Raw genomic sequence first — 24,561 nt, 5'->3', positions numbered from 1 at the left:
GTTCTCGGCTTAGAGGCTGGAACGGCGAATGACGGTGAGGCTCATCTGCTCAAGCAGGGCGTTCATTTGCACGAATTGGGCAAAGCGTTTGTCCGCAGTCTGGCCGTGGTAGTAGCGGTAGTAGATTTGTTGAACGATACCTGCCAGACGGAACAGTCCGTAGGTGTAGTAGAAATCGTAGTTGTCTATCTGAATCCCGGAGCGCTCAGCGTAGTAATCGACGAATTCGCGGCGGGTCAACATGCCGGGGGCATTGCTCGGCTGGCGTCGCATCAGTTGCACGGGGGCCGGGTCGACGGCTTCGATCCAGTAGGCCAGGGTATTGCCCAGGTCCATCAACGGGTCGCCCAGGGTGGTCAGCTCCCAGTCCAGTACACCGATGATCTGCATCGGGTCGGCGGGGTCAAGGATCACGTTGTCAAAGCGGTAATCGTTATGAACGATGGCCGGGGTGGGGTGGTCGGCCGGCATATGGGCCTGCAGCCAGTCCTTGACCGCGTGCCAGCGTGGCGCGTCCGGGGTCAGGGCCTTGTCGTAGCGCTCGCTCCAGCCGCTGATCTGGCGCTGCACATAGCCTTGCGGTTTGCCCAACTCACCCAGGCCACAGGCGTTGTAGTCGACGCGATGCAGTTCCACCAGCTTGTCGATAAAGCTCTTGCACAGGGCGCGGGTCTGCTCGCTGCCCAGTGCCAGTTCCGCTGGCAGGTCCGAGCGCAGAATGATGCCCTTGACCCGCTCCATCACATAGAACTCGGAGCCGATCAGGCTTTCGTCAGTGCAATGCGCGTAGGCCTTGGGGCAGTAGGGGAAGGCATCGCTGAGCTGGTTGAGGATGCGGAACTCGCGGCCCATGTCATGGGCAGACTTGGCCTTCTGACCAAAGGGCGGTCGGCGCAGCACCAGTTCCTTGCCGGGGTATTCGATCAGGTAGGTCAGGTTCGAGGCACCGCCGGGGAACTGGCTGATCGCAGGTGTTCCCACCAGCCCCGGAACGTGCGCCTTGAGGTAAGGGTCAATGCGACCGGCGTCGAGTTCTTCGCCAGGGCGGATGCGGGTAGATGAGTCGGTAAGCGCCATGTTTATCTCTTCTGCTTATATTTGTGGCCTGACAACATTCGCTAATCTAATGGGCAACCCGGGGCGCGACAAGGCAGGCACGGCCTTAATAGGCAGGGGTGTTAATGGGGAATCAGCCTCTTTGATAAGCCTGTTTGAGTGAAGCACAGGGCAAAAAAAACCGAAGCGTCGTGGGCTTCGGTTTTTGGGTGTTGCGTGTGGCTTAGGCCGGGAACAGTTCGCTCAGCTTCATGGCCAGCATCATGTCGCCTTCAGCGCGCAGCTTGCCGCCCATAAAGGCCTGCATGCCGTCGGTTTCGCCGCTGACGATGCCTTCCAGGGTCTCGCCGTCCATCACCAGAGTTACCTGGGCGTCCGGGTTCTCACCTTCCTTGAGTTCACAGGTGCTGTCTTTGACGATCAGGGAGAAGTGCTTGTCGTCATCGATGCGGAAACCAAATACCAGGTCCAGGCCTGCAGCAGCGGCTGGGTTGAATTTGGCTTTCATTGCTTGAACGGCATCAGCTACAGAAGTCATGGTTCGATCCTTATAAGGGTGGAGTACGGCGGCCCTAGGGCCGCGGTTGCCGGTGCTCAACGATAGGTGATGAGTGCCGGCGTCTTCAACAGTTGCAAATGCACATGACTGTTGAAGGAAGCCAGGGTGACCTCGCGGCCATGAAACTTGAGCTGGCTGAGCGAGGTGTTGACGATTTGCCACGCCAGCTTGAAGGCATCAGTGGCGGGAATTTGGGTCAGCAGGTGGATCAGCGCGGTAATGGTGCCGGCCGAGGTAAACACAGCAATGTTCTGCTGGCCCTTGGCAAGGTCGAGCAGGCGATTGAGCCCGCCCTGTACACGCTCGACAAAACCCGGCCAGGTTTCCAGCCCGGGCGCGTCGTAAGTGCCGCTGATCCAGCGTTCGATAATCAGTTCAAAGATGCGCTGGAATTCTGCCGGGTTATGGGCGGCATTGTTCATCGCCGTCAGGGCCTCGGGCTCGTCTGGCAGCAGGCCGGGAAGCAGGGCGTCGAGTATGGCGAAAGCATCGAATTCGTTGAAGGCAGCGTCTGTTTCAACGGTAGGGGCGGGCAGCCCGGCGGCGCCCAGTTGCGCCAGGGCATGGCGCGCGGTGTCTTGCTGGCGCGACAGGTCGCCCGCCAGGCAACGGTCCAGGCGCAGGCCCAGATGGGCCAGGTGCTGGCCGGCAATTTCGGCCTGGCGCACGCCGAGCGGCGACAGCCTGTCGTAGTCGTCGGCACCGAAGGAGGCTTGGCCATGTCTGATCAGATAAATGCTGCCCACGTGCGCGTCATTCCGCTGCGGTGAAAGTCTGGCGAGGTTAGGAGGATGGCAAGTGGCTGTCAATGAAAAAACATACGCTTGTTTGAATTGCTGGCGGCGCTTGCGCTCAAGGTGTTTCACGGCTGGCAGGGCCAGGTTGGCGCCGGTATGCTGGTTGCCATTGCGCAGCCCTGATCCGGGGGCTGCAGACGTTTTCAAGGAGAGGCTGTGGAATTTCTTGCCGAGTACGCCAGTTTTCTGGCCAAAACCGTGACCCTGGTGGTCGCCATTGTGGTGGTACTGGTGACCCTCGCCGCCCTGCGCGGCAAAGGGCGACGCACCACCGGGCAATTGCAGGTCATTAAACTCAATGACTTCTACAAGGGCCTGCGTGAGCGACTGGAACAATCGCTGCTATCCAAGGACCAGCTCAAGACGCTGCGCAAGCAGACGGGCAAGGCCGACAAAAAGCTGAAAAAACAGCCCGAAGACAAGCCTAACGTTTTTGTGCTGGATTTTAACGGCGATATCAAGGCATCGGCCACCGAGAGCCTGCGCCATGAAATCACCGCCTTGCTGACCCTGGCCAAACCCACCGATGAAGTGGTGCTGCGCCTGGAAAGCGGCGGCGGCATGGTCCACAGCTATGGCCTGGCGTCTTCGCAACTGGCGCGCATCCGTGAGGCGGGCATCCCGTTGACCGTCTGCATCGATAAAGTCGCCGCCAGTGGCGGTTACATGATGGCCTGCATCGGCGAGAAGATTATCAGCGCCCCCTTTGCCATCCTCGGTTCCATCGGCGTTGTTGCGCAATTGCCCAACGTTAACCGCTTGCTGAAAAAGCACGATATCGACTATGAAGTGCTGACCGCTGGCGAATATAAACGCACCCTCACGGTATTTGGCGAAAATACCGAAAAAGGGCGTGAGAAGTTTCAACAGGATCTGGATATTACTCATCAACTGTTCAAGAACTTTGTCTCTAAATATCGCCCGCAACTGGCCATTGATGAAGTGGCAACGGGTGAAGTCTGGCTGGGAGTTGCCGCCATCGACAAACGCCTGGTCGACGAACTGAAAACCAGCGATGAATACTTGTCGGCACGCGCCAAGGATGCCCATCTCTACCACCTGCACTATGCCCAGCGTAAAAGCCTGCAGGAGCGTGTGGGCCTGGCGGCGAGCACTTCCGCAGAAAAAGTGGTCGACTCGTTGTGGGCGCGTTTGACCCAGCAGCGCTTCTGGTAAAGGGCGGCGGCACGGTTGCAATCACATGACTGCCACAGTGCCGCTGTTTTACACGGTAACGTTACTTGTAAAGTGCGGTAGATAGTTATTGTTTTAACCGTGTTTTTAAATGCGTTGACCGAAAGTTGATCAAGTAATTAACCGACTCGTTTTGCGGGCTGTCTATAAACTTCAAGCATTGTACTGGATGCCGGAGTTTAGTGATGACAGACATGCTTGCCAGCGTTTTATCCACGGCCGAACAAACGGTTATTGAACAGGCCGCTCGCCTGGCCAAAACACCGATCGAAAACCGCCATATCGCTTACCTGCCTGAGTTGATGCCGCCCTGGTTCGTCCAGGCGCCCCCGGTGTTGCGCGATGCATTGCGCAGCAGCTTCAGGCAGTGGCAGGCCACCCGGCGTGCCACCTCCGCCATCCTGGCCCAGGTCCAGCCCATCGAACAGTTTGCCGAACCCCTGCTCAGGGCGGCCCTCACGGCCCGCGGCTGGGGCGAGGTAGACCCGCGTACCTATGGCATTAAACAGGTGCGCCTCTTGAGCAATCTGGTGCTGTTTTTTGCGCGCCAGCAGGTCAAGCTGGTCGATACGGTGATCCAGCTGGCCTGGCCTGAACTGCTGACCCCCGAATCACTGGAGCTGGATCTGGTGTCCGGCATCACCCGGCACAGCTTGCTGCAGGCAGCCCTGCAAAATTTTGAGCGTGCAGAAACCGCCGAAGACGGCTTTGATCCAGGCAGTTGCCTGTATCAAGTGAGTGGCGAGGCACATGTGCAGCATGCCACGTTCAAGCCCTGGGCCTTTGCCGCTATCTGCCGGGACCTGGATCTTGGCACGCAATACCAGTGGCACCTGAGCCGCGTGTTTGAGCCGATGGATGACAACCTGGCCCCTGAAGACAGCAACTCCAGGGCCTACAAGGTCAATCTTGCATTCTGCCAGAGCAAGCGCTTCGAATTTACCTCGGCCCTGCACATGGCCATGATGAAGATGGAGATCAGTCCGGCCACTTACGCCTTTCTGATCAACCTGCTGGCCGCGCCGGGAGCAAGCCCGTCGCGTCTGCCTGTGGTCCACAGCACCTTGCAGATCATGGCGTTCGAAGTGCCCGGGGTCATGATCTTCTGGCCCGAAGGCAAACCGGTGCGACAGGTGCAGGCATGCGTACTGTATCTGCCTGACAGCCCGAACCGGGCGTTTCACGAGTTCGAGTCGTTCCAATTGTTGAAGGCGACACTGTGGCAATGGCTCAAGGGCCGTAATTTTGCCCACTATTTTTTTCAGCGTGTGCCCCTGCGCCATCGCGCCGAGTTTATGCGGCGTACCGATGTGAAGAACATGACCTGGGACTCGCTGCTGCTGCGCCGCCCGCCCATCATTAATGAACCTGCACTGATGTCTGAGAGCCAGCACCTGCTGCAGCGGGAAGACCCATTTGTCGTAGCCTGGCGCCTGCAACTGGCGCAGATCAAGGACGATGCCCGGGTCCTGGTGGTGCCAACCGAGGATGAAGACTCCAAAACTCGCCTGGAACGCCAGGCCTGCTTCCTCAACCTGGGGCTCAGCCTGCTGACCATTGCCCTGGGGTTTGTGCCGGTGCTGGGCGAGGTGCTCCTGGTTACCAGTGTGATCCAGCTGGGGGTTGATGTGTATGAAGGCATCAGTGCCTGGCAGCAGGGCGATCGCGTTGCTGCCCTGGAATATCTGTTTGATGTTGCGCAGAACATCGCGCTGACGGCGGGCCCGGCAACGCTGCGGCCGGCGCCGCTGGTCGATGCCCTGGTGCCGGTGCGCCTGGTGACCGGGCAAAGACGCCTGTGGCGCCCGGACCTGGCCCCTTACGCGATGCCCAAAAATACCCTCGCAGGGCTTTTGCCTGATGCCCAGGGGGTGTACAGCGCGGGTGAGCGGCAATTTATCAGGCTTGAAGACAAGGTATACGGGGTCAAGGTCGACCCGCAGACCCTCAAGGGGCATATCCAGCATCCCCATGATCCCCGGGCCTACACTCCGCGCATCGAGCACAATGGCAGCGGCGCCTGGGTGCATGAGCTGGAAGACCCCACGCACTGGTCGAGCAGCCAGTTGCTGCGTCGCCTGGGGCCTGAGGTCCGCGGGGTCAGCGATGCCGGTGCCAGGCAGGCGCTGGCCGTGAGCAATACCGATGAGGGCATGCTGCGCACGCTCTACCTGGAGCATCTGCCCCTGCCGGCAATGCTGAGCGACAGCCTCAGGCGCATCCGCCTCAGTGAAATGATTGAAAGTTTTATTGTGCAGATGCAGCAGGGAGTCAACCGCTGGGCAGACAATGCCGAGTTGCAACTGGACTTGATAACCCGGTTGCCCGGCTGGCCGCCAGACCGTGTCCTGCGCGTTGTCGACGTTCAAGGTACAACGCTGCGCGAGTACGGCCCGAACCTGGCGCCCACCCACCCACGGCTGCAAATCGTTGAAAGCCAGATCCGCAACGGTGATCTGTTGAAAGTGACCCTGGAGTGTCTGTCCACGGACCAGGTTGAAGCGTTGCTGGGGCAGGCCATCGAAGGGCTGCCGCAGCAGCTCCAGGCCCTTGCCCGCCAGCTGGGGGAGCAGGCCGCAGCCACCAGGGGCGAATGGCTCGCACGGCTGTATGACGCACAGGATGCAGTGCCGGAGCAGGCACAGGCACTGAAAAACCAGTTTCCCGGCCTGCCGGGGGTGGTGCTGCAGGAGCTGCTGCATCACCCGTCGGTTGCCCGTCTGGGGGGGAGCGACAGCGCAGGGCGCCTGCCCCTGGCTGTGCTGGAGGAAGCGCGCAGCTATACCCGGGCCCTGCGCCTCAATCGTGCTCTGGAGGGGCTTGGCTTTGACGCGCTGAGCAATGCCGACAGCCTCAGGCTGGCCTGGAAGACCTTGCCCGACGTGCCCGGCTGGCCCGCCAACCTGCGCCTGGTGATCCGCGACAAGGCCAGCGGCACGGTGCTCGATAGCGTGGGCAGTGACTCGGCCCGCTACAGCCACGAATTGTTTAAAACTGCTGATGGCTACGAGTTTCATGGCACGGCCTCGCAAGCGGTCTATCGCAGCACCGACCTGCTGGCGTGCGTGCTCCAGGCACTGACACCGGCACAGTGCCAAAGCCTGGGGCTGCCGCTCGCAGAGCCGTTGGCGGCGTTGCGCGCCCGTATCGCCACCCGGGCGGCAAGCTATCGTGAACACAGTGCCGTGGCCCTGGGCATGCAACCGGTCAAACCCTGGTTCAAGTCACCGTTACGGCTGGCCGATGGCCGTCTGGGCTACACCTTGGGCGGGCGTTCGGGGCATATGCTGGAAGCCGAGCGCACGCACCTGCTCAAAGACCTGGTCACCGAACTGTTCCCGCTGATGGACGAGACGCAGGCCGGACAGTTTCTGTACCGCCTGAAGCTGACGCCCGAACTGACCACCCGGGCGCTGGCCAGGCTCAAGGTCGAGTTGCAGACGCTGCGTAACGATCTGGAGCAGTGGGAAAAAGCCACGGTGTGGACCCAGCCTGCCGAGGGGCCGCGGGTGCCGGTGCCCGTTCAGGTCAAGCGGGCCATGAGCCAGGCCTTGATCCGTACCTGGCGCAGGCAAACTGAAACCCTGAGCCTGGGCGATTACACGGGCCATGTGCTTGACCTCAATGCCTGGCCAGTGGATTGCCTGCCCGAGCTGTCCGCCAATTTTGGCCATGTTGGCACGTTGCGCCTGCACAACTCGCCCAATGGCCGGTTTGCCAACCGGTTTCTGGAGCGTTGCCCCAACGTACGGGTGCTGTCCCTGGTCAATTGCCAACTGTTGGACTTGCCCACGGCGATTTCCGGCATGCACGAACTGATCGACCTGGACCTGCACGGCAACCGGATTGAACTCAACGACCGTTCCACCAGTATCCTGGCGGGCCTGAACAAGCTGCAGTCACTGAACCTGGTGGGCAACACCCTGGGGCGGCGAATCTCGGTGCGCCGCATGACCGGGCTGGTGCATTTACGCCTGCGCTATACCGGCCTGCAAACCTGGCCGGAAGGGGTCGAGGCGCTCACTGGCCTGCAAACCCTGGACCTGCGCGACAACGCCATCACCCGTATCCCCCAGGAAGTGCTGACCGCCCAGAGGGCCGCGCTCAATCGGGTCACCCATCTGCATGACAACCCGCTGAGCGCCGACTCCCTGCGGCGCCTGGAGAGCTACCGGCGCAGCCAGGGCATCGACTTTGGAGTCATGCCCGGGCGCCAGCATGTGATGCATGTGCGTGGTGTTTTTCATTGGGCACCCCAGCCGACTTTCCAGCAGAACGATATCTGGCGCGACCTGAGCAGCCTCGAGCGCTCGGCGGATTTTTTCCGCGTGATTGAGGACCTCAGTGCCTCAGCCCAGTACTTGCACGGCCGTGAAAACCTCAGCCGGCGCGTGTGGGCAATGCTCAATGCGATGCATGCCCACGGTGAACTGCGTGACGAGTTGTTCGAGGTCTCGGCCAACCCCGCTACCTGCGCCGACGGGATCCCGATGATCTTTGCCGATCTGGAGCTGCGCCATCAGATTTTTACCGCCCAGAGCACGGTCAACACCGAGAGCAAGCTGCTGACGCTGGGCCAGGGGCTATTTCGCCTGGAGCTGCTGGACAAGCATGTGCTTTCGGTGATTGAGGGGAGGGTGGCGCAGGTTCACGCCGAGCAGAGCGAATATGTACGGCAGCTGCAAACCCTGGTGGATGCTGTCAGCGCGGACTTTGCGTCCGGGCCGGTGGCGCACATGACGCCCCAGGAGCAGCAGGGCGTGGCTTACCGGCTGGGCACACGGCAAGCCATGCGCCTGGCCCAGCGCCTGAGCCCGGCCGACTTGCAGGCGCGCATTGAACGTATCGACCCGCTGGAGGTGCAGATGTTCTATCAGGTCAACCTGGCGCGGCAACTGGGCTTGCCCGCTCGACCCACGAGCATGATTTTCGAGCGCATGGCCAATGTCACCCCGCAGCAACTGGAAGTCGCCCGGCTGCATGTAGTGAGCGAGGACACGCTGGAGACCCGGACGGCCTATATCGAAAAACAGGGGTTTTGGGCCAGCTTTCTGGAGCGGAAATACCCGGAGGCGTTCAGTGCTGCCGATGCGCCATTGCACGAGCGCATGCAGGTGATTTACACCGCGCGTGAGGGCATGTCCAGTCAGGAGTATGTGGCGCAAACCCAGGCGGTGGGCCAGAGTCGCCAGCAAGTGAGGGAGGCGTTGATCGCCCGGCTGACCAGGGCCGAAATCGAAAAATATCCATTTCCCGAGCCCGCTGCCTGAGCCGCCGGTACGAAGGCCGGCCCCGAACGTTCGGGGTCGGCCGGCGAATCAACGACGACGGAACAGTGGCATCGGCTCATCGGTTGACGACTGGTACGTCACCGAAAAATCCTTTAGGCCCTGCAGGGCTTCGTACGGATCCTTGTCGGGGCGAATGGCAAAGGCGTCGAAACCGCAGCGATGCAGATAGAACAACTGGTCGCGCAATACATCGCCAATGGCGCGCAGTTCGCCCTTGTAGCCGTAGCGGTCACGCAGCAGGCGGGCATTGGAGTAGCTGCGACCATCGGTAAAGGCCGGGAAATTCAGGGCAATGACCTGAAAATTCGCCACGTCTTCACCCAGTTCTTCAGCTTCTTCATCGCTGTCCAGCCATACGCCCAGGCCGCCATCGCGGGCCTTGAGGGCATGACCGTGTTCGCGCCACATCGCCAGCGGCACGATCAGATCGTCGCAGTTGGAGATTTCGTCAAAGGTGGTTTCCTTGGGCAGCAAGTGCCAGGTTTCATCGATGACTTGGTTGTTCTTAATTATTCGCTGCATAGACGCGCTCCTTGAAAGGGTCGATGCCGATACGCTGGTAGGTATCGATAAAACGCTCGTCTTCGGTACGTTTTTCAACATACACGTCGATCAGCTTTTCAATCACATCCGGCATGGCGTCCTGGGCGAACGACGGGCCAAGGATTTTGCCCAGGCTGGCATCACGGCTGGCGCTGCCACCCAAGGACACCTGGTAGAACTCGGCGCCTTTTTTATCAACGCCCAGAATCCCGATATGACCGACGTGGTGGTGACCACAGGCGTTCATGCAACCGGAAATATTCAGGTCCAGTTCGCCAATGTCGAACAGGTAATCCAGGTTTTCAAAGCGGCGCTGGATCGACTCGGCAATGGGAATTGACTTGGCGTTGGCCAGGGAGCAGAAATCACCGCCCGGGCAGCAGATCATGTCGGTCAGCAGGCCGATGTTCGGTGTGGCGAAACCGTTTTCACGCAACTCGCCCCACATGGTGAACAGCTGGCTTTCTTCAACATCGGCCAGGATGATGTTCTGCTCGTGGGAGGTGCGCAGTTGGCCAAAGCTGTAGCGGTCGGCCATATCGGCAATGGCATCCCACTGCTTGTCGGTCACGTCGCCCGGCGCAACGCCTGTAGGCTTGAGCGACAAGGTAACGGCGACATAACCCGGCTTCTTGTGGGCCAGGGTGTTACGCACACGCCAGCGGGCAAAGCCCGGGTGCTGCTTGTCGAGCTCGGCCAGTTCAGCGCCGAAGTCGGGCAGGGCCTTGTAGTCCGGGTCGACGAAGTGCTTGGCGATACGCTGCACTTCAGCTTCAGTCAGGGTGTTGGAACCCCCGCGCAGGTGAACCATTTCCGCTTCGACGCGCTCGGCGAACACTTCAGGCGTGAGGGCCTTGACCAGAATCTTGATCCGCGCCTTGTACTTGTTGTCACGACGGCCATAGCGGTTGTACACACGCAGGATGGCTTCGAGGTAACTGAGCAGGTCTTGCCACGGCAGGAATTCATTGATGAAGGCACCGATTACCGGGGTACGGCCCAGGCCACCACCGACCAGTACGCGGAAACCCACTTCACCGGCGTCGTTGAGCACCGGCTCCAGGCCGATGTCATGCACTTCAATGGCGGCACGATCGGATGTCGAGCCGTTGATGGCGATCTTGAATTTGCGTGGCAGGTAGGCGAATTCCGGGTGGAAGGTCGTCCATTGACGCACGATCTCGCACCAAGGGCGCGAATCGATCAGCTCATCGGCTGCCACACCGGCGAACTGGTCGGTGGTGACGTTGCGCAGGCAGTTGCCGCTGGTCTGAATGGCGTGCATCTGCACGGTGGCCAGCTCTTCCAGGATATCCGGGATGTCTTCCAGCGCAGGCCAGTTGAACTGCACGTTCTGGCGGGTACTGATGTGGGCATAGCCCTTGTCATAATCGCGAGCGATCTTGGCCATCATTCGCGCCTGACGCGAGGTCAGCTGGCCATACGGCACGGCGACTCGCAGCATTGGGGCAAAGCGTTGAACATAAAGGCCATTTTGCAGGCGCAGGGGGCGGAACTCTTCTTCGCTCAGCTCACCTGCCAGATAGCGTCGGGTCTGATCCCGGAACTGCTTGACGCGGTCCTCGATGATCTGCTGATCGTACTCGTCATATACGTACATATAGGTCCTGTTCTCAGGCTGCTAACAGCTTATCTGCGCGCACGGCCGCGCACTCCCCAAGGAGCGGGGCACGATACCAGTTTGTAGTTATGCGCAAAAGTGATGTTTAAGCATATGCAAAGAACCAAAACGACTATAAGCGGTTGATTCTCAATCCCTTACTTGTGGGAAGGGCATGGCTGGACTTAACTCAGTGGAAGTCTTCAAGCAATCACCCATAAAACCGAAAAGAGGCGATGCGATGAGTACTCCCGTGAAAGTCCGTAAAAGCGACAGCAAGGTCGATGCCTGGGCGATTTTCTTCCTGATTGTACTGGTGGTGGCGACAGCCGTGTTCTGGGTCAGTCACCAGTAACTGGCGGGTAAAGTCAGCCTGCTTTCAAGGCGCGTTTGTGGGGCGAGCAAACCCGCTCCCACCACAAGCCCGTGCCACATCCCTGCCAGATGCAGCACCAGCGTGACGATCCCGTACAGGGTCAGGGCAAATACCCCTGTAAACAGTAAACCCAGCACCAGGAAGTGGGCGGGTTTGCCGTGGGTAAAGTCGCGTGCCCGGTTTTTGGCGCTTTGCACGCCAAAGGCGGCGGCCATTACGCTGTGCAGCATTTGCCACAGAGTCGGTGGCTTGTTGTCGGCAGGATCGTCCATAAGTGCCTCGGCTGTCTGAGGGTGAAGCGGCGATAACCTGAGCTTAGTCAATTTTCTCCTGCATAAATATTTACCACCTTTGGCGATGCCTTGTTGGTTGTACTGGCGACTCATTCAAACGGGTTTTCAGCCAGAGGCATCACATGGACAGTTTGCACTCCCCGGCAGAATCAGGGCCGTACGACACCTTTATCAGCAACAAAATGCCCGCCTGGGTCAAACACACTGTGGCGGACGATATCAAGCGCCTGAAGCCGGGGCTGTTCCCGGGCTACACCGCACCGGCGGATGCCGACAACCGTTTCGCCCGCGCCCCGTCATGGCAGGTCCAGGCCTTGTTGGCCAGCCAGCTGCGCAGCCGCGCCGCCAATCAGGCGCTGGCCCTGGCGCTCGGGCATCTGCAGGGTATCACCCAGTTTGCCGAGCCGCGCCTGCAGGAGGCCCTGCACAGCCATCAGGGCCAGGGCCGGGCAATGGACATCAACAGTGACCGCCTGTTTTATCTGCGCCGTGACCGGCCAGTACAGCAACAGACCCTGCTGCAGGCGGCATTGTCCAACTTCGAGGGCAACGAAGACTTCAATCAACGGGTGGCCGGGCAGGTCAGTGCGCTGGCACCGCCGGGGGCATTGCCCGTCGAACGCTTTGTACCGCAAACCGGTCCCGATTACCCCGCCATGCTCGCCGATACCCTGGTCCACGGTTCGTCCTGGCCGGTGGGCAAGGTCAAGCAGGAGCTGGACAACCTGAACCCCGTGCCCGGTTTCAGTTATCAGCAAACCTTGCCCATGAGCCCCCAGGTGTTCTCGCAAATCTGCAGGGCGCTGGACCTGGGCGCGCAGTATCAGGCGCACTTGAATGAGGTGTTCGCCCCCCCAGCCGTGCGGTCCCTGATGATCCGGGCGCAGATCGAGCTACTCGCAGTTCGCCTGCATACGGCGCTGATCCAGGGCCATGTCAGCCAGGCCGCCCATGCAATGGTCATGGCCCTGCTGCAACGTGAGCGGGACCCGCAGCTGTATGGCAAGCCCGTGGTCTTCAGCCGCCTCCAGATCTATGGCATGACCCTGGATGAAGTGCTGGTCATTGGTCCGTATCGGTCCCGCTGGCCGGTACTGGAGTGGGAGCACACTGGCCTGGATGGTGTACCCGTCATGAAAAAGCCGGACATGGAGCCGGTAGTGGTCTATATCCCGGGGGCGCTTGCGGCCCCCCTCAAGGAGTACCCGTCATTCGAGGCGTTCCAATATGAACTGGGCCTGAACCTGCGCGATCCGGTCTGTCGGCAACTGATCGCCAGCCTGGTGCCCCAGGGCAGCGCCGGGGCTTTTAGGGCGCGGCTCAACCAGCATGTGTACCAGACCAGACCTGACCCCGCTGGCCAGGTGCCGCCGGTGTATGTGGACGAAGTGGATCTCAAGTTGGCGCTGGTCGGCATTGATACGCCAGCCCATGAGCTGTTCACGACCCTCAACCGCCAGCACCTGGCCCGGCTCAAGGCCAATGCCCGCGTGCTGGCGGTGCCCACGGCCGATGCCGACAGCAAACTGCTGCAGGAGCGCCTGGAGTACTACCTGGGCATTGGTCTGGATACCCTGAATGTGGCGGCGTTTTTTATCCCGGGGGCCGGGGAGGTGATGATGGCCGTAATGGCGCTGCAGATGGGCATGGATGTCTGCCACGGCATCGAAGCCTGGAATGTGGGGGATGTGCAGCAGGCCTGGTCCCATATGGAATCCATTGCCCTGAATATCGCCGTCACCGGTGTGATGGGGGCCGCCGGCCACGTTATCAGCGGCCGGTTGGCGAAGGCGACGGCGCGCTGGGGCGAGGGGCTTGTACCGATCGTCTTGCCTGACGGGCAAACCCGCTTGTGGCGCCCTGAACTTGAGCCCTATCGGTGCGCCGAGTCGTTCGACCCGCAGGTTGAACCCAATGCCTTGGGCCAGTATCGGCTGGAGGGCAAAGCCTATGTGCGGATAGACCGGCACTTTTACGAGCAGGTCTACGATCCAAAGCTCGATGCCTGGAGGGTCAGGCACCCCGGCGACGACAGCGCCTATCAGCCACTGCTCAAGCACAACCATGCAGGCGCCTGGCGCCATAGCCACGAGCAACCCTTGCAGTGGCAGCGTTTGACCCTGCTGCGGCGGCTGGGGCACGAAACCCGCTTCTTTGATGACAAGGTACTGGTACAGATTGGCGATGTCAGCGGCGTAACGGATGAGGCATTGCGCAGGGTGCATATGGACGGTCTGCCGGTGCCGGCATTGTTGCAGGACACCCTGGCGCAGTTCAGGGCCGCACGGGAGCCGGGCGGGCGAGCCAGCGGTGCGCGGGGCGCGGCCGTTGACAGCGGCGGGCCGGATCTTGAGCGGCTGCGTCGCCGGTTCCCGATGCTGACCGGGAACGCTGCCCGGGAAGTCCTTGGGTATGCTAGCGCAAGTGACCTTGCGCGACTGCGCCTGACAGGCCAGGGCTCCAGGGAACTGGACGATCTGGCGCGGTATTACGCCCAGCAAGCGCGCCTTAACCGGGCACTGGCCGGGCTGTATGTGCCGGAGCTGGCAAGTGCCGACAGCGAGCGCCTGGCCATCGAGGCAAAGCTGCATGCAAGCGGCCTGCAGGGCACTGCGCAGGATGAAGCAATGGCCGCTTATGCCACGTCCCATCGCAATGAAATGGCGGGCGCACTGCATATGCGACCGATACGCGCAAGGCCCGGCTGGCAACGGCTCAATGGCAAGGTAGGCTATGCCTTGTCGGGCCGCGGGGCAGGGGTGGAGGTCAACCCCTCACTGACCAGCCGGGTGCGCGATATTTACCCCGACCTGAGCGACGAACAGGCCGAAGCCTTTGTGCGTCAGTGTATGGCGAGCGCCCAGACGGATCGGCAGATCTTCGATTTTCTCGCCACCCGCCAGCGGGAGCTGGATGCCCTGCGCGCCACGTTGGAGAACTGGGCCTCGGCGGCCAACGGGCCTTTGAATCAGCGGGTGCGGCGCCTGACCGCTGACCGCCTGGTCACATGCTGGCGGCAAGGGTTGCAGCGCAGCGAGCAGCCTTTTGCCTATCTCGATCTCGGGTTTGATTTGAGCGCCGCAGGTGATTTTCCGGTGCTGGAAGCTGATTTTTCCCATGTCAGGACCTTGAAGCTCAGTGCCGACCTGCTGCTGAGCGAGCCCGAGGGCAACCTGGTCAAGCGCTTTGGCGCTGTGCGCAGCCTGGAACTGAGTATGGAACAGGGGCAGATGCCGGCCGTGGCCGATGCATTGACACAGTTGCCTACGGTTACGCAACTGTCGCTGGAGGCCAGCTGGCAGGGGTTTTCCAGGGCATTTCTGGGGCGCCTGGAGGGCTTGCCCCGGCTCGAATCCCTGACCCTCAAAGGCTCTGTGGGTACCCTGGATGCAAGTGGCTGGCCGCAACTGCGCCTGCTGCGCGTCAGCGGCCGGCTGGAACACTGGCCGGCCGGGGTGCTGGAGCTGGCCCACCTCGAAACCCTGGACCTGTTTGGCACTTCACTCAAGACCTTGCCCGACGAGTTGTTTGCAGGCCATCAAAGGCTCTGGCGGGGCCTGCTGCTGGACTGGTCCGGGGTAGAAGCGCATACCGCGATGAAGGCCTGCGAATACCTGCGTGACAACCCTGCCACTGGGGTGGACCTGCACATGTGGTCCAGCGCTTACTGCTCCGGCTGCCTGACCCGATTCCTGCCCCGGGACCGCCAGTTTGTCCCTTCACTTATGGCCCGTCTGGGCCAGGGCGAGGGAGCTGTGGCCCAGTTGCTGGAGCGGGTCAATGGTTTGCAGGCGGAGCACCAGGCCCTTACTGAGGGCGTCAATGCCTGGATCGAGCGTGAATCGATCAGCGCAGACACGCTGTTTCGCCGTCAGGCGGGAGAAAGGTTTCTGCGTTGCTGGCGTAGTGGCATAGAGCCACGGCTGGGGCTGGAAGAGTCCGTAGCCGGGCCGTCGTGGCGAGCCGCACCCGGTGTGCAGACGCTGGATCTGACGGGTGACACGATAAGTGATCTGCCAGTGTTGCCGGGCCAGGCGGCCTTTGCCCATGTCCACAGCCTCAACCTGAGCGAACTGGGCCTTGGGGTGGAGTTGCTGGACCGCTTCCTGGTTTCGTTTGAGCACGTGCGCGAGTTGAACCTGAGTCGCAACGGCCTGGACACGCTGCCACTGGCCCTGAGTGACATGCACCAGTTGACCGGCCTGAATCTGGCCCATAACGAATTGACCATCACCCCGGCGTTGCAAACCCGTCTGAGCGGGTTGGCCCGGCTGGAGCGCCTGGACCTGCAGGGTAATCGCATCACGGCTCTGGATGTCAGCACCATGACCCGGCTGCAGTCCCTTGACCTCAGCCATACGGGTATCAAGAGCTGGCCGACCGGGGTGCTGCAGTTGCCACGCCTGCGCCAGCTGGACCTGAGCAGCAGCGCCGTCAGGACCGTACCCAATGCCCTGTTCAGTGGTCATGACGGGTTGCTGCAGGGCACGCGACTTAACGGTTGCAGCCTGACTGCGCAAAGCTGCGCAGACTTGCTGGCCTATGGTCGGCGCACAGGGAGTGACAGGGTTGGCAATATTGCAACCGGGCTGCTGGCTGCCGGCAGGACCGGCGGCAGCCCGGAGTATTTCCCTGTGCTGGTAAGCGACCAGCCCGACCTGCTGCTGGCCGACGGGCCTGTATTCAGCCCGGATGAAGTGGTGCCCGGTCCTGCACCTGTGTTTGAACCGGGCAACCCCTCATCCAGTCGTACCGCCTTGCTGCAGCAGGTCAACCCGGACCTGAGCCTGCACGACGCGGTGGCCTGTCTGGATCGGTGGCAGGCAGAGGGGATGGCGGTACTGGATATCGACGCGCGGCTTGGCGAGTTGCATCGCCAGCACCAGGTGCTGGTCCAGCGCCTCAATGACTGGATCAACACCCCGGGGCACCGGGAAGGCGGACGCTGGGTCAGTGCCGTCGACCGCCGGCGCGCGGCTGACCGGCTTATGAGGACCTGGCGCCAGGGAGTGACCGCCGTCAGGGGCGCGGAGGGCCAGACCCTGGACTTTTCCGATCTGTGCCTGGGGGACATACCTGCCCTGAGCGTGGTCCAGGAGCATGTCACCACCCTCAACCTCAGTGGCGCACGCATCACTGACCGAGGTACGCAAGCCTTTATCTGCGAGTTCCCGGCCTTGCGCAGCCTGCACCTGAACAACAACCAGCTGAGCCGCTTGCCGGAGGGGCTGGGCTCCTTGCAAAACCTGTCGCGGCTAGAAGCCTCGCGCAACCATTTGCAGGCCGAGGACAGTTATGGTCCGTTGCGCTCCCTGGCTCATCTGCAGTGGCTGGACCTGAGCTACAACCGGCTTGCCAGCTTCGACCTGAGTGGCATGAACCAGTTGCAAACCCTGAACCTGCAAGGCAATCGCCTGGTGCGCTGGCCAGCCCGTGTGCTCACGACTCCCACGCTGGCGACCCTCAACCTGAGCGGCAACCAGATCGAGAATATTCCGGTGGAGTTGTTTGAAGGTGACAACGACGGACTTATGGCGCACACCGATCTGTCCAATAATCCGCTTTCGGCTGCGGGGTATGAAACCTTGCGCGACTACATCGACTTTTCAGGCAACGACATGGGCTTGTCTCCCGAAGACATTGACGACGGGCTGGCCTACACCGGTAACAGTTCCGACAGTGACAATGAGCAGGGCCCGGCCCCTGTCAGAGATGAGAACCTGGACCACCTTGATGACTTGAGCCCGGCACAAGTGGCGCAGCAGAAGGCTCGCTGGTTACAGGGCGTGGCCCAGGACTCGCCCCTGCAGGGCATCTGGGATGGCTTGTGGGCACGCAGTGAGGGCAGGGGCCTGTTCTATCTGCTTGACCAGTTGCAGTTTACCCAGGACTTTATCCAGGATCGGGCCGGCTTGACCCAGCGGGTATTGAATGTGCTGCAGGCTGCGGCGTCGGATCCCCGGCTATGCGACGAACTGTTTGTCATGGGGCGTTCGGATGTGACCTGTGGTGATGGCCGCATCCTGCTGTTCAGTGATCTGGAAGTGAAGGTCTACGAATTCAACGCGCTGAAAACGGTAGTGGCGGGTCAGGAAGGCCCGGCATTGCTGGCCCTGACCAGGCGTCTGTTCCGTCTGGGGCAGTTGGAGGATATTGCGCAAATGGCCTGTTTGAACCGCCGGGGCGCAGATATCGCCGAAGTGCGCCTGGCCTACCGCATCAGCCTGGGCAAGCGCCTGGATCTGCCATCACAGCCCAAGGACATGCATTACAGGCATGCGGCCAAGGTCAGCGCGCTGGATATCGAGAGTGCCTACCTGAGAATCAAGGCAGCAGAAAGCTCGCCAGCCTTTATGGCGCAGTTACTTGAGCAGGATTACTGGACCAGCTATCTCCAGCGCCAGTATCCCCAGGCGTTCGTGGAGCTTGAACAGCGTTTTGCCCAGGAGCACAAAGCCCTGGAAGAACGCCATGCTGATCTTGGGGATGACTATCAGAGAGACATCAACGATCTGGACGAAGAGAAGAAAAGCGAGGAGCGGCAACTGCGTGAGCGCCTGACAGAGCAGGCGATCAGCAGCCATGAAGCGGCTTGACGGTGTGGGAGCGGGCAAGCCCGCTCCCCCTGGGTCTCTATCAGTTGTCGTAGCCCAGGTTTGGTGCCAGCCAGCGCTCGGTCACGCTCAGGTCCTGGCCCTTGCGTGCGGTGTAGCTGTCGATCTGGTCCTTGTCGACCTTGCCCACTGCAAAGTACTGCGCTTGCGGGTGGGCAAAGTACCAGCCGCTGACTGCCGCCGCCGGGAACATGGCGTAGTGTTCGGTGAGGAACACGCCGCTTTTGCCTGCGCGCATTTCTTCGGCTTCTGGATCAAGCAGCTTGAACAGCGTGGCCTTCTCGGTGTGGTCCGGGCACGCGGGGTAGCCGGGAGCAGGGCGGATGCCGCTGTATTGCTCCTTGATCAGCTCTTCATTGGCCAGTTGCTCGTCCTTGGCATAGCCCCAGTAGTGGGTCCGCACCTGCTGGTGCAGCCACTCGGCGCAGGCCTCGGCCAGACGGTCGGCCAGGGCCTTGACCATGATCGAGTTGTAGTCGTCACCGGCATCCTGGTAAGCCTTGGCCACTTCTTCGGCACCAATCCCCGCAGTGGTGATAAAACCACCCACATAGTCGGTCACGCCGCTGTCCTTTGGCGCAACGAAGTCGGCCAGGGAGAAGTTCGGCTTGCCGTCGGTCTTGATGATCTGCTGGCGCAGGTGATGCAGCTTGGCCAAAGGTTGGCCATCGTCGTCAAACAGCTCCAGGTCGTCATCGTTAACCTGGTTGGCCGGCCAGAAACCAAACACCGCCCGGGCGCTGATCAGCTTTTCATCGATGAGCTTCTTGAGCATTTCCTGGGCGTCGGCGTACAGCGCCGTGGCCGCTTCGCCCACCACTTCATCGGTGAGGATGCGCGGGAACTTGCCGGCCAGGTCCCAGGAAATAAAGAACGGGGTCCAGTCGATGTACTCGGCCAGCACCTTGAGGTCGATATTGTCCAGCACCTTGGCGCCGGTAAAAGTCGGCTTGACCGGCTGATAGCTGGCCCAGTCGAACTGCGGCTTCTTGGCGATGGACGCGGCGTAGCTCAGGCGCTCGGTGCGGGCGCTGCGGTTGGCGGTGCGCTCGCGCACTTCAACGTACTCTTCGCGGGTTTTCTCGACGAATGCCGGTTTCAGCTCCTTGGACAGCAGCTGGGTGGCCACGCCCACGGCGCGGGAAGCGTCGGTGACGTAGATCACGGCATCGTTCTGGTACTTGGGTTCGATCTTGACCGCGGTGTGCGCCTTGGAGGTGGTCGCGCCGCCGATCATCAACGGCAGATGGAAGTTCTGACGCTGCATCTCGCGGGCCACATGCACCATTTCATCCAGCGACGGGGTGATCAGGCCGGACAGGCCGATGATGTCGCACTTCTGCTCCTTGGCCACCTGCAGGATTTTCTCCGCAGGCACCATCACCCCCAGGTCAACGATATCGTAGCCGTTACAGCCCAGCACCACGCCGACAATGTTCTTGCCGATGTCATGCACGTCGCCCTTGACCGTGGCCATCAGGATCTTGCCCTTGGCTTCAGGCTTGTCGCCTTTTTCCAATTCGATAAACGGGATCAGGTGGGCCACCGCCTGTTTCATCACGCGGGCAGATTTAACTACCTGGGGCAGGAACATTTTGCCTGCGCCAAACAGGTCGCCGACGATGTTCATGCCCGACATCAGCGGGCCTTCGATCACTTCGATCGGGCGCTTGAACGACAGGCGCGATTCTTCGGTGTCTTCGACAATGTGGGTGGTAATGCCCTTGACCAGCGCGTGCTCCAGACGCTTGTTGACGTCCCAGCCGCGCCACTCTTCGGTCTCGGCTTCCTTGACGCTGCCATCGCCCTTGTACTTGTCGGCAATGGCCAGCAGGTTGTCGGTGGCATCCGGTGTGCGGTTGAGCACCACGTCTTCCACGGCATCACGCAGCTCGGCCGGGATCTGGTCGTAGATCTCCAGCTGGCCGGCGTTGACGATACCCATGGTCAGGCCATTACGGATCGCGTAGAGCAAAAACACCGAGTGGATGGCTTCACGCACCGGGTTGTTGCCGCGGAACGAGAACGACACGTTGGACACGCCACCGGACGTCAGCGCATAGGGCAGCTCGTCACGGATATAGGCGCAGGCGTTGATAAAGTCCACGGCATAGTTGTTGTGCTCTTCAATGCCGGTGGCCACGGCGAAGATGTTCGGGTCGAAGATGATGTCTTCCGGCGGGAAGCCCACTTCATTGACCAGAATGTCGTAGGAGCGTTTGCAGATTTCCTTTTTGCGCGCTTCGGTATCGGCCTGGCCGGCTTCGTCGAAGGCCATCACCACCACGGCGGCACCGTAGCGCTTGCACAGTTTGGCGTGGTGGATGAACTGCTCCACGCCTTCTTTCATGCTGATGGAGTTGACGATGCCCTTGCCCTGGATGCATTTGAGGCCGGCTTCGATCACTTCCCACTTGGAGGAGTCGATCATGATCGGGACGCGGCTGATATCCGGCTCGCCGGCGATCAGGTTGAGGAAGGTGACCATCGCCTTCTTCGAGTCCAGCATGCCCTCATCCATGTTGATGTCGATGATCTGCGCACCGGCTTCAACCTGTTGCAGGGCCACTTCCAGGGCTTCGGTGTAGTTGTCTTCGCGGATCAGGCGGGCGAAGCGGGCAGAGCCGGTGATGTTGGTGCGCTCGCCGACGTTTACGAACAACGAGCTGCGATCGATGGTGAACGGTTCCAGCCCGGAAAGACGGCAGGCCTTTGGAATGTCCGGGATCTGGCGCGGCGCATAACCGGCCACGGCATTGGCGATGGCCTGGATATGCCCCGGCGTGGTGCCGCAGCAGCCGCCGACAATGTTGAGGAAACCGCTTTGGGCGAATTCTTCAATGACCTTGGCGGTTTCGGCCGGCAGTTCGTCGTACTCGCCGAATTCGTTGGGCAGGCCGGCGTTGGGGTGCGCCGAAACGTAGGTGCTGGCCTTGTTCGACAGTTCTTCGAGGTACGGGCGCAGTTCGCTGGCACCCAGGGCGCAGTTCAGGCCCACGGAAATAGGTTTGGCATGGGCCACCGAGTTCCAGAATGCTTCGGTGGTCTGGCCCGACAGAGTGCGGCCGGAGGCGTCGGTGATGGTGCCGGAAATCATGATCGGCAACTCGACACCCAGCTCTTCAAATACGCCCTGTACGGCAAAGATCGCGGCCTTGGCGTTGAGGGTGTCGAAAATGGTCTCGATCAGGATCAGGTCGGCGCCGCCTTCGATCAGGCCTTTAGTGGCCTCGGTGTAGTTTTCCACCAGCTCATCAAAGGTCACATTGCGGTAGCCGGGGTTGTTCACGTCCGGGGACAGCGAGCAGGTGCGGCTGGTCGGGCCCAGTACACCAGCGACAAAACGGGGTTTGTCCGGGGTTTCCAGCGTCTTGGCATCGGCCACCTTGCGCGCCAGGCGGGCGCCTTCTACGTTTAGTTCGTAGGCCAGTGCCTGCATGCCGTAGTCGGCCTGGGAAACCTGGGTGGCGTTGAAGGTGTTGGTTTCGAGAATATCGGCACCCGCATCCAGATACGCCTTCTCAATGGAGCCGATCACGTCCGGGCGGGTGAGCACCAGAAGGTCGTTGTTGCCCTTGACGTCGCTCGGCCAGTCGGCGAAGCGTGTGCCACGATAGTCGTGTTCCTCTAGACGGTAGCTTTGGATCATAGTGCCCATGCCGCCATCGAGAATCAGAATGCGCTCTTTGAGGGCTTGCTGAAGTGCTTGGAGACGAGCGCTGCGGTCAGACATAGGACTACCTGTTAGAGCCATGCAAAAGATGCGAAATCATAACAAACCTGCGTGGGATTTGAGCGTCTGCTGATTTACATGAATTTGATTCATGTTGTGACGTTTGTTCGACGGGTAGAATCGCGACATATTTTTGATATCAGGACACTGGCACATGTTTTTTCGCCTACTCACCAGCGCCGTGACGCTGGTGATGTGCAGTACAGCGTTGGCACAGGCCCCGTTGGTTAGCCCGGCTATTTCCTATACCAGGGACATACAGCCGATCCTTACCGAAAAATGCGTGGCCTGCCATGCCTGCAACGACGCCGCCTGCCAGTTGAACCTGGGCAGTGCGGAGGGCGCGACCCGGGGTGCCAGCAAGGTGCCGGTATACAAAGGTGATCGCGTCGATGCCGTGGCCCCCACGCGGATCTTCTACGATGCCAGCGGCCCCACTGAATGGCGCAACAAGGGTTTTTACTCGGTGCTCGACGCCCAGGGCGCGCAAGCGGCCCTGATGGCGCGCATGCTGGAGCTGGGGCACAGCACGCCGCTGACCCCGAATGCCAAATTGCCCGAAGAAATCGTCCTGGGCCTGAACCGCGAGAACGTCTGCCCGGCGCCCGGCGAGTTCAATGCCTATGCCCAGAGCCATCCCAAAGAGGGTATGCCGCTGGCCGTGACCGGCCTGACCGACCAGCAATACAGCACTGTGCAAACCTGGCTGGCCCAGGGCGCGAAAGTTGATCAGAACGCCATCAAGCCCACTGCGGTCGAGGCCGCGCAGATTGCCGAGTGGGAGGAACTGTTCAACCGCCCGGGTTCCACCGAAGCCCTGGTGGCGCGCTGGTTGTACGAGCACCTGTTCCTCGCCCATACCTATTTTGACAACGGTGTGCCGGGGCATTATTTCCAGTGGGTGCGTTCGCGCACGCCCAGCGGCCAACCTGTCGACCTGATTGCCACGCGCCGCCCCAACGATGACCCGGGCACGGCGTTTTACTATCGCTTGCAGCCAGTGCAGGGCGTGATCGTGCATAAAACCCACATCACCTACCCGATGGGGGCGCACAAACTGGCGCGGGTCAAGCAGCTGTTCTACAGCGGTGACTGGCATGCCACCAAGCTGCCTGGCTATGGGCCGCGCGGGCGGGCCAACCCGTTTGAAACCTTTGAAGCCATCCCGGCGGTCGCGCGCTATCAGTTCATGCTCGATAACGCCGAATACTTCGTGCGTACCTTTATCCGCGGCCCGGTGTGCCGTGGGCAGATCGCCACCGATGTAATCCGCGACAACTTCTGGACCGTGTTCCAGGAACCGGCCCGCGACCGTTATGTCACCGATGCGGTGTACCGTGGCCTGGCAACGCCCCTGCTGGCCATGCCCGGGCAGATCGACGACGTTGGCAGCGTGATTTCCCTGTGGCACAACTACCGCGACAAGCGCAACGACTATGAAAAGCTGCGGCAAAAAGCCTATGCCGACATGCCGCCACCGAGCTGGTCGACCCTGTGGGCGGGCAACGACAACGCCTTGCTGACGGTATTCCGCCACTTTGACAGTGCCAGTGTCAGCAAGGGTTTGATCGGCGAGATCCCGCAGACCATGTGGCTGTTTGACTACCCGTTGCTGGAACGCACCTACTACCAGTTGGCAGTCAACTTCGACGTCTTCGGCAATGTCTCGCACCAGGCTCAGACGCGTCTGTACTTTGACTTGATTCGCAACGGTGCCGAGGTCAACTTCCTGCGCCTGATGCCCGCCGACTCCCGCGCATCGATCCTCAGTGACTGGTATCAGAACAGCGGCAAGCTGAAGATGTGGATGGACTACCAGAAAATCGACACCGACACCCCGACCGGCATGAAGCTCGACCCGGCCGACCCCAAGCGTGACTTCGCCCTCAAGCTGATCGAGCGCACCGGCACCCTCAATGCAAGGCCCGACCCGATCAACCGTTGCAGCGGTGCCTACTGCTCACGGCCCAATATCCCACAAGAGTTCAAGTACGCCGAGCAATCCCTGAGCCGCTTGACCTCGCGCCCGGCAGCGGGGCTGGCGGTGATCAACCAGTTGCCCGAAGCCACCATGCTGCGTATCGAAGGTGCAGACGGCAAGCGTGAGATGTACAGCATGCTGCGCAATCGCGCGCACACCAACGTGGCCTTTATGCTGGGTGAGGAATACCGCCTGGAGCCGGGGCTGGACACCCTGACCATCTACCCGGGCGTGCTGAGCAGCTACCCCAACTTTATGTTCAATATCCCGGCAGGGCAGGTCGAAGCCTTTGTCGAGGCGATGGAGCAATGCAAGGATCAGGCAACGTTCGACACCATCGTCGAGCGGTGGGGCATTCGCCGCAGCCACCCGCAGTTTTGGCAGTACTTCCATGATATAGGCCAGTACATCAATGAAACCGACCCGGTGGAAGCAGGCGTACTGGACATGAACCGTTACGAAAACCTGTAAAGGGACGGTTGAAATTGAACGAATGGGACGCA

At 60.9% G+C, this 24,561-nt stretch carries 10 protein-coding genes and 1 pseudogene; 4 read left to right on the top strand and 7 right to left on the bottom strand.

Annotated elements, in window-relative coordinates; genetic code table 11:
- Nucleotides 1-9 precede the first annotated feature (9 nt).
- The 3 genes from BFC21_RS06690 to BFC21_RS06680 form a co-directional block, all read right to left on the bottom strand.
- Nucleotides 10-1,077 (bottom strand): phosphotransferase family protein, encoded by a 1,068-nt coding sequence (locus BFC21_RS06690; protein ID WP_120265833.1) that lies wholly within the window; start codon nt 1,075-1,077, stop codon nt 10-12.
- A gap of 202 nt (nt 1,078-1,279) precedes the next feature.
- Nucleotides 1,280-1,594, bottom strand: coding sequence for an SCP2 sterol-binding domain-containing protein (locus BFC21_RS06685; protein ID WP_016781113.1), 315 nt, complete (start codon nt 1,592-1,594; stop codon nt 1,280-1,282).
- A 56-nt stretch (nt 1,595-1,650) separates the two neighbouring features.
- A complete protein-coding gene (locus tag BFC21_RS06680; protein ID WP_016781112.1) occupies nt 1,651-2,361 on the bottom strand; it encodes a histidine phosphatase family protein in 711 nt (236 codons plus the stop codon).
- A 207-nt stretch (nt 2,362-2,568) separates the two neighbouring features.
- Here BFC21_RS06680 and sohB point away from each other — a divergent pair, with 207 nt between their 5' ends.
- Nucleotides 2,569-3,588, top strand: coding sequence for a protease SohB (gene sohB, locus BFC21_RS06675; protein WP_088377511.1), 1,020 nt, complete (start codon nt 2,569-2,571; stop codon nt 3,586-3,588).
- 203 nt (nt 3,589-3,791) lie between these two features.
- Nucleotides 3,792-8,876 carry an NEL-type E3 ubiquitin ligase domain-containing protein gene (locus BFC21_RS06670; RefSeq protein WP_120265832.1) on the top strand — a complete coding sequence of 1,695 codons (5,085 nt, stop codon included), beginning with the start codon at nt 3,792-3,794 and terminating at the stop codon, nt 8,874-8,876.
- Between the two features lie 48 nt (nt 8,877-8,924).
- Here the strand turns inward: BFC21_RS06670 and BFC21_RS06665 are convergent, their stop codons facing one another.
- The 3 genes and pseudogenes from BFC21_RS06665 to BFC21_RS06655 form a co-directional block, all read right to left on the bottom strand.
- The gene (locus BFC21_RS06665) at nt 8,925-9,419 is read right to left on the bottom strand and encodes a DUF934 domain-containing protein (RefSeq protein ID WP_016781108.1); all 495 of its coding nucleotides are present in this window, start codon (nt 9,417-9,419) and stop codon (nt 8,925-8,927) included.
- Nucleotides 9,403-11,061 (bottom strand): nitrite/sulfite reductase, encoded by a 1,659-nt coding sequence (locus tag BFC21_RS06660; RefSeq protein ID WP_016781107.1) that lies wholly within the window; start codon nt 11,059-11,061, stop codon nt 9,403-9,405. Before BFC21_RS06660 ends, BFC21_RS06665 begins: the two co-directional genes overlap by 17 nt.
- A 432-nt stretch (nt 11,062-11,493) precedes the next feature.
- Nucleotides 11,494-11,709: pseudogene (locus tag BFC21_RS06655) on the bottom strand (DUF2970 domain-containing protein); the annotation flags it as partial.
- Nucleotides 11,710-11,852: 143 nt separating this feature from the next.
- Between BFC21_RS06655 and BFC21_RS06650 the strand changes: the two are divergent.
- Nucleotides 11,853-18,326 (top strand): NEL-type E3 ubiquitin ligase domain-containing protein, encoded by a 6,474-nt coding sequence (locus BFC21_RS06650; protein WP_120265831.1) that lies wholly within the window; start codon nt 11,853-11,855, stop codon nt 18,324-18,326.
- Nucleotides 18,327-18,366: 40 nt separating this feature from the next.
- Here BFC21_RS06650 and metH read toward each other — a convergent pair whose 3' ends face one another.
- Nucleotides 18,367-22,077: a methionine synthase gene (gene metH, locus BFC21_RS06645; protein WP_088377507.1), complete on the bottom strand. Its 3,711-nt coding sequence runs from the start codon at nt 22,075-22,077 to the stop codon at nt 18,367-18,369.
- Nucleotides 22,078-22,231: 154 nt separating this feature from the next.
- Between metH and BFC21_RS06640 the strand changes: the two genes are divergently transcribed.
- On the top strand, nt 22,232-24,529 hold the full coding sequence (locus tag BFC21_RS06640) for a fatty acid cis/trans isomerase (protein WP_088377506.1): 2,298 nt from the start codon (nt 22,232-22,234) through the stop codon (nt 24,527-24,529).
- Nucleotides 24,530-24,561: the final 32 nt, after the last annotated feature.

The sequence above is a fragment of the Pseudomonas sp. TMW 2.1634 genome (assembly GCF_001703595.1).
Classification (GTDB): Bacteria; Pseudomonadota; Gammaproteobacteria; order Pseudomonadales; family Pseudomonadaceae; genus Aquipseudomonas; species Aquipseudomonas fragi.
Note: the sequence above shows the minus strand (reverse complement) of the source record. Positions and strands in the feature narration are given on the sequence as shown.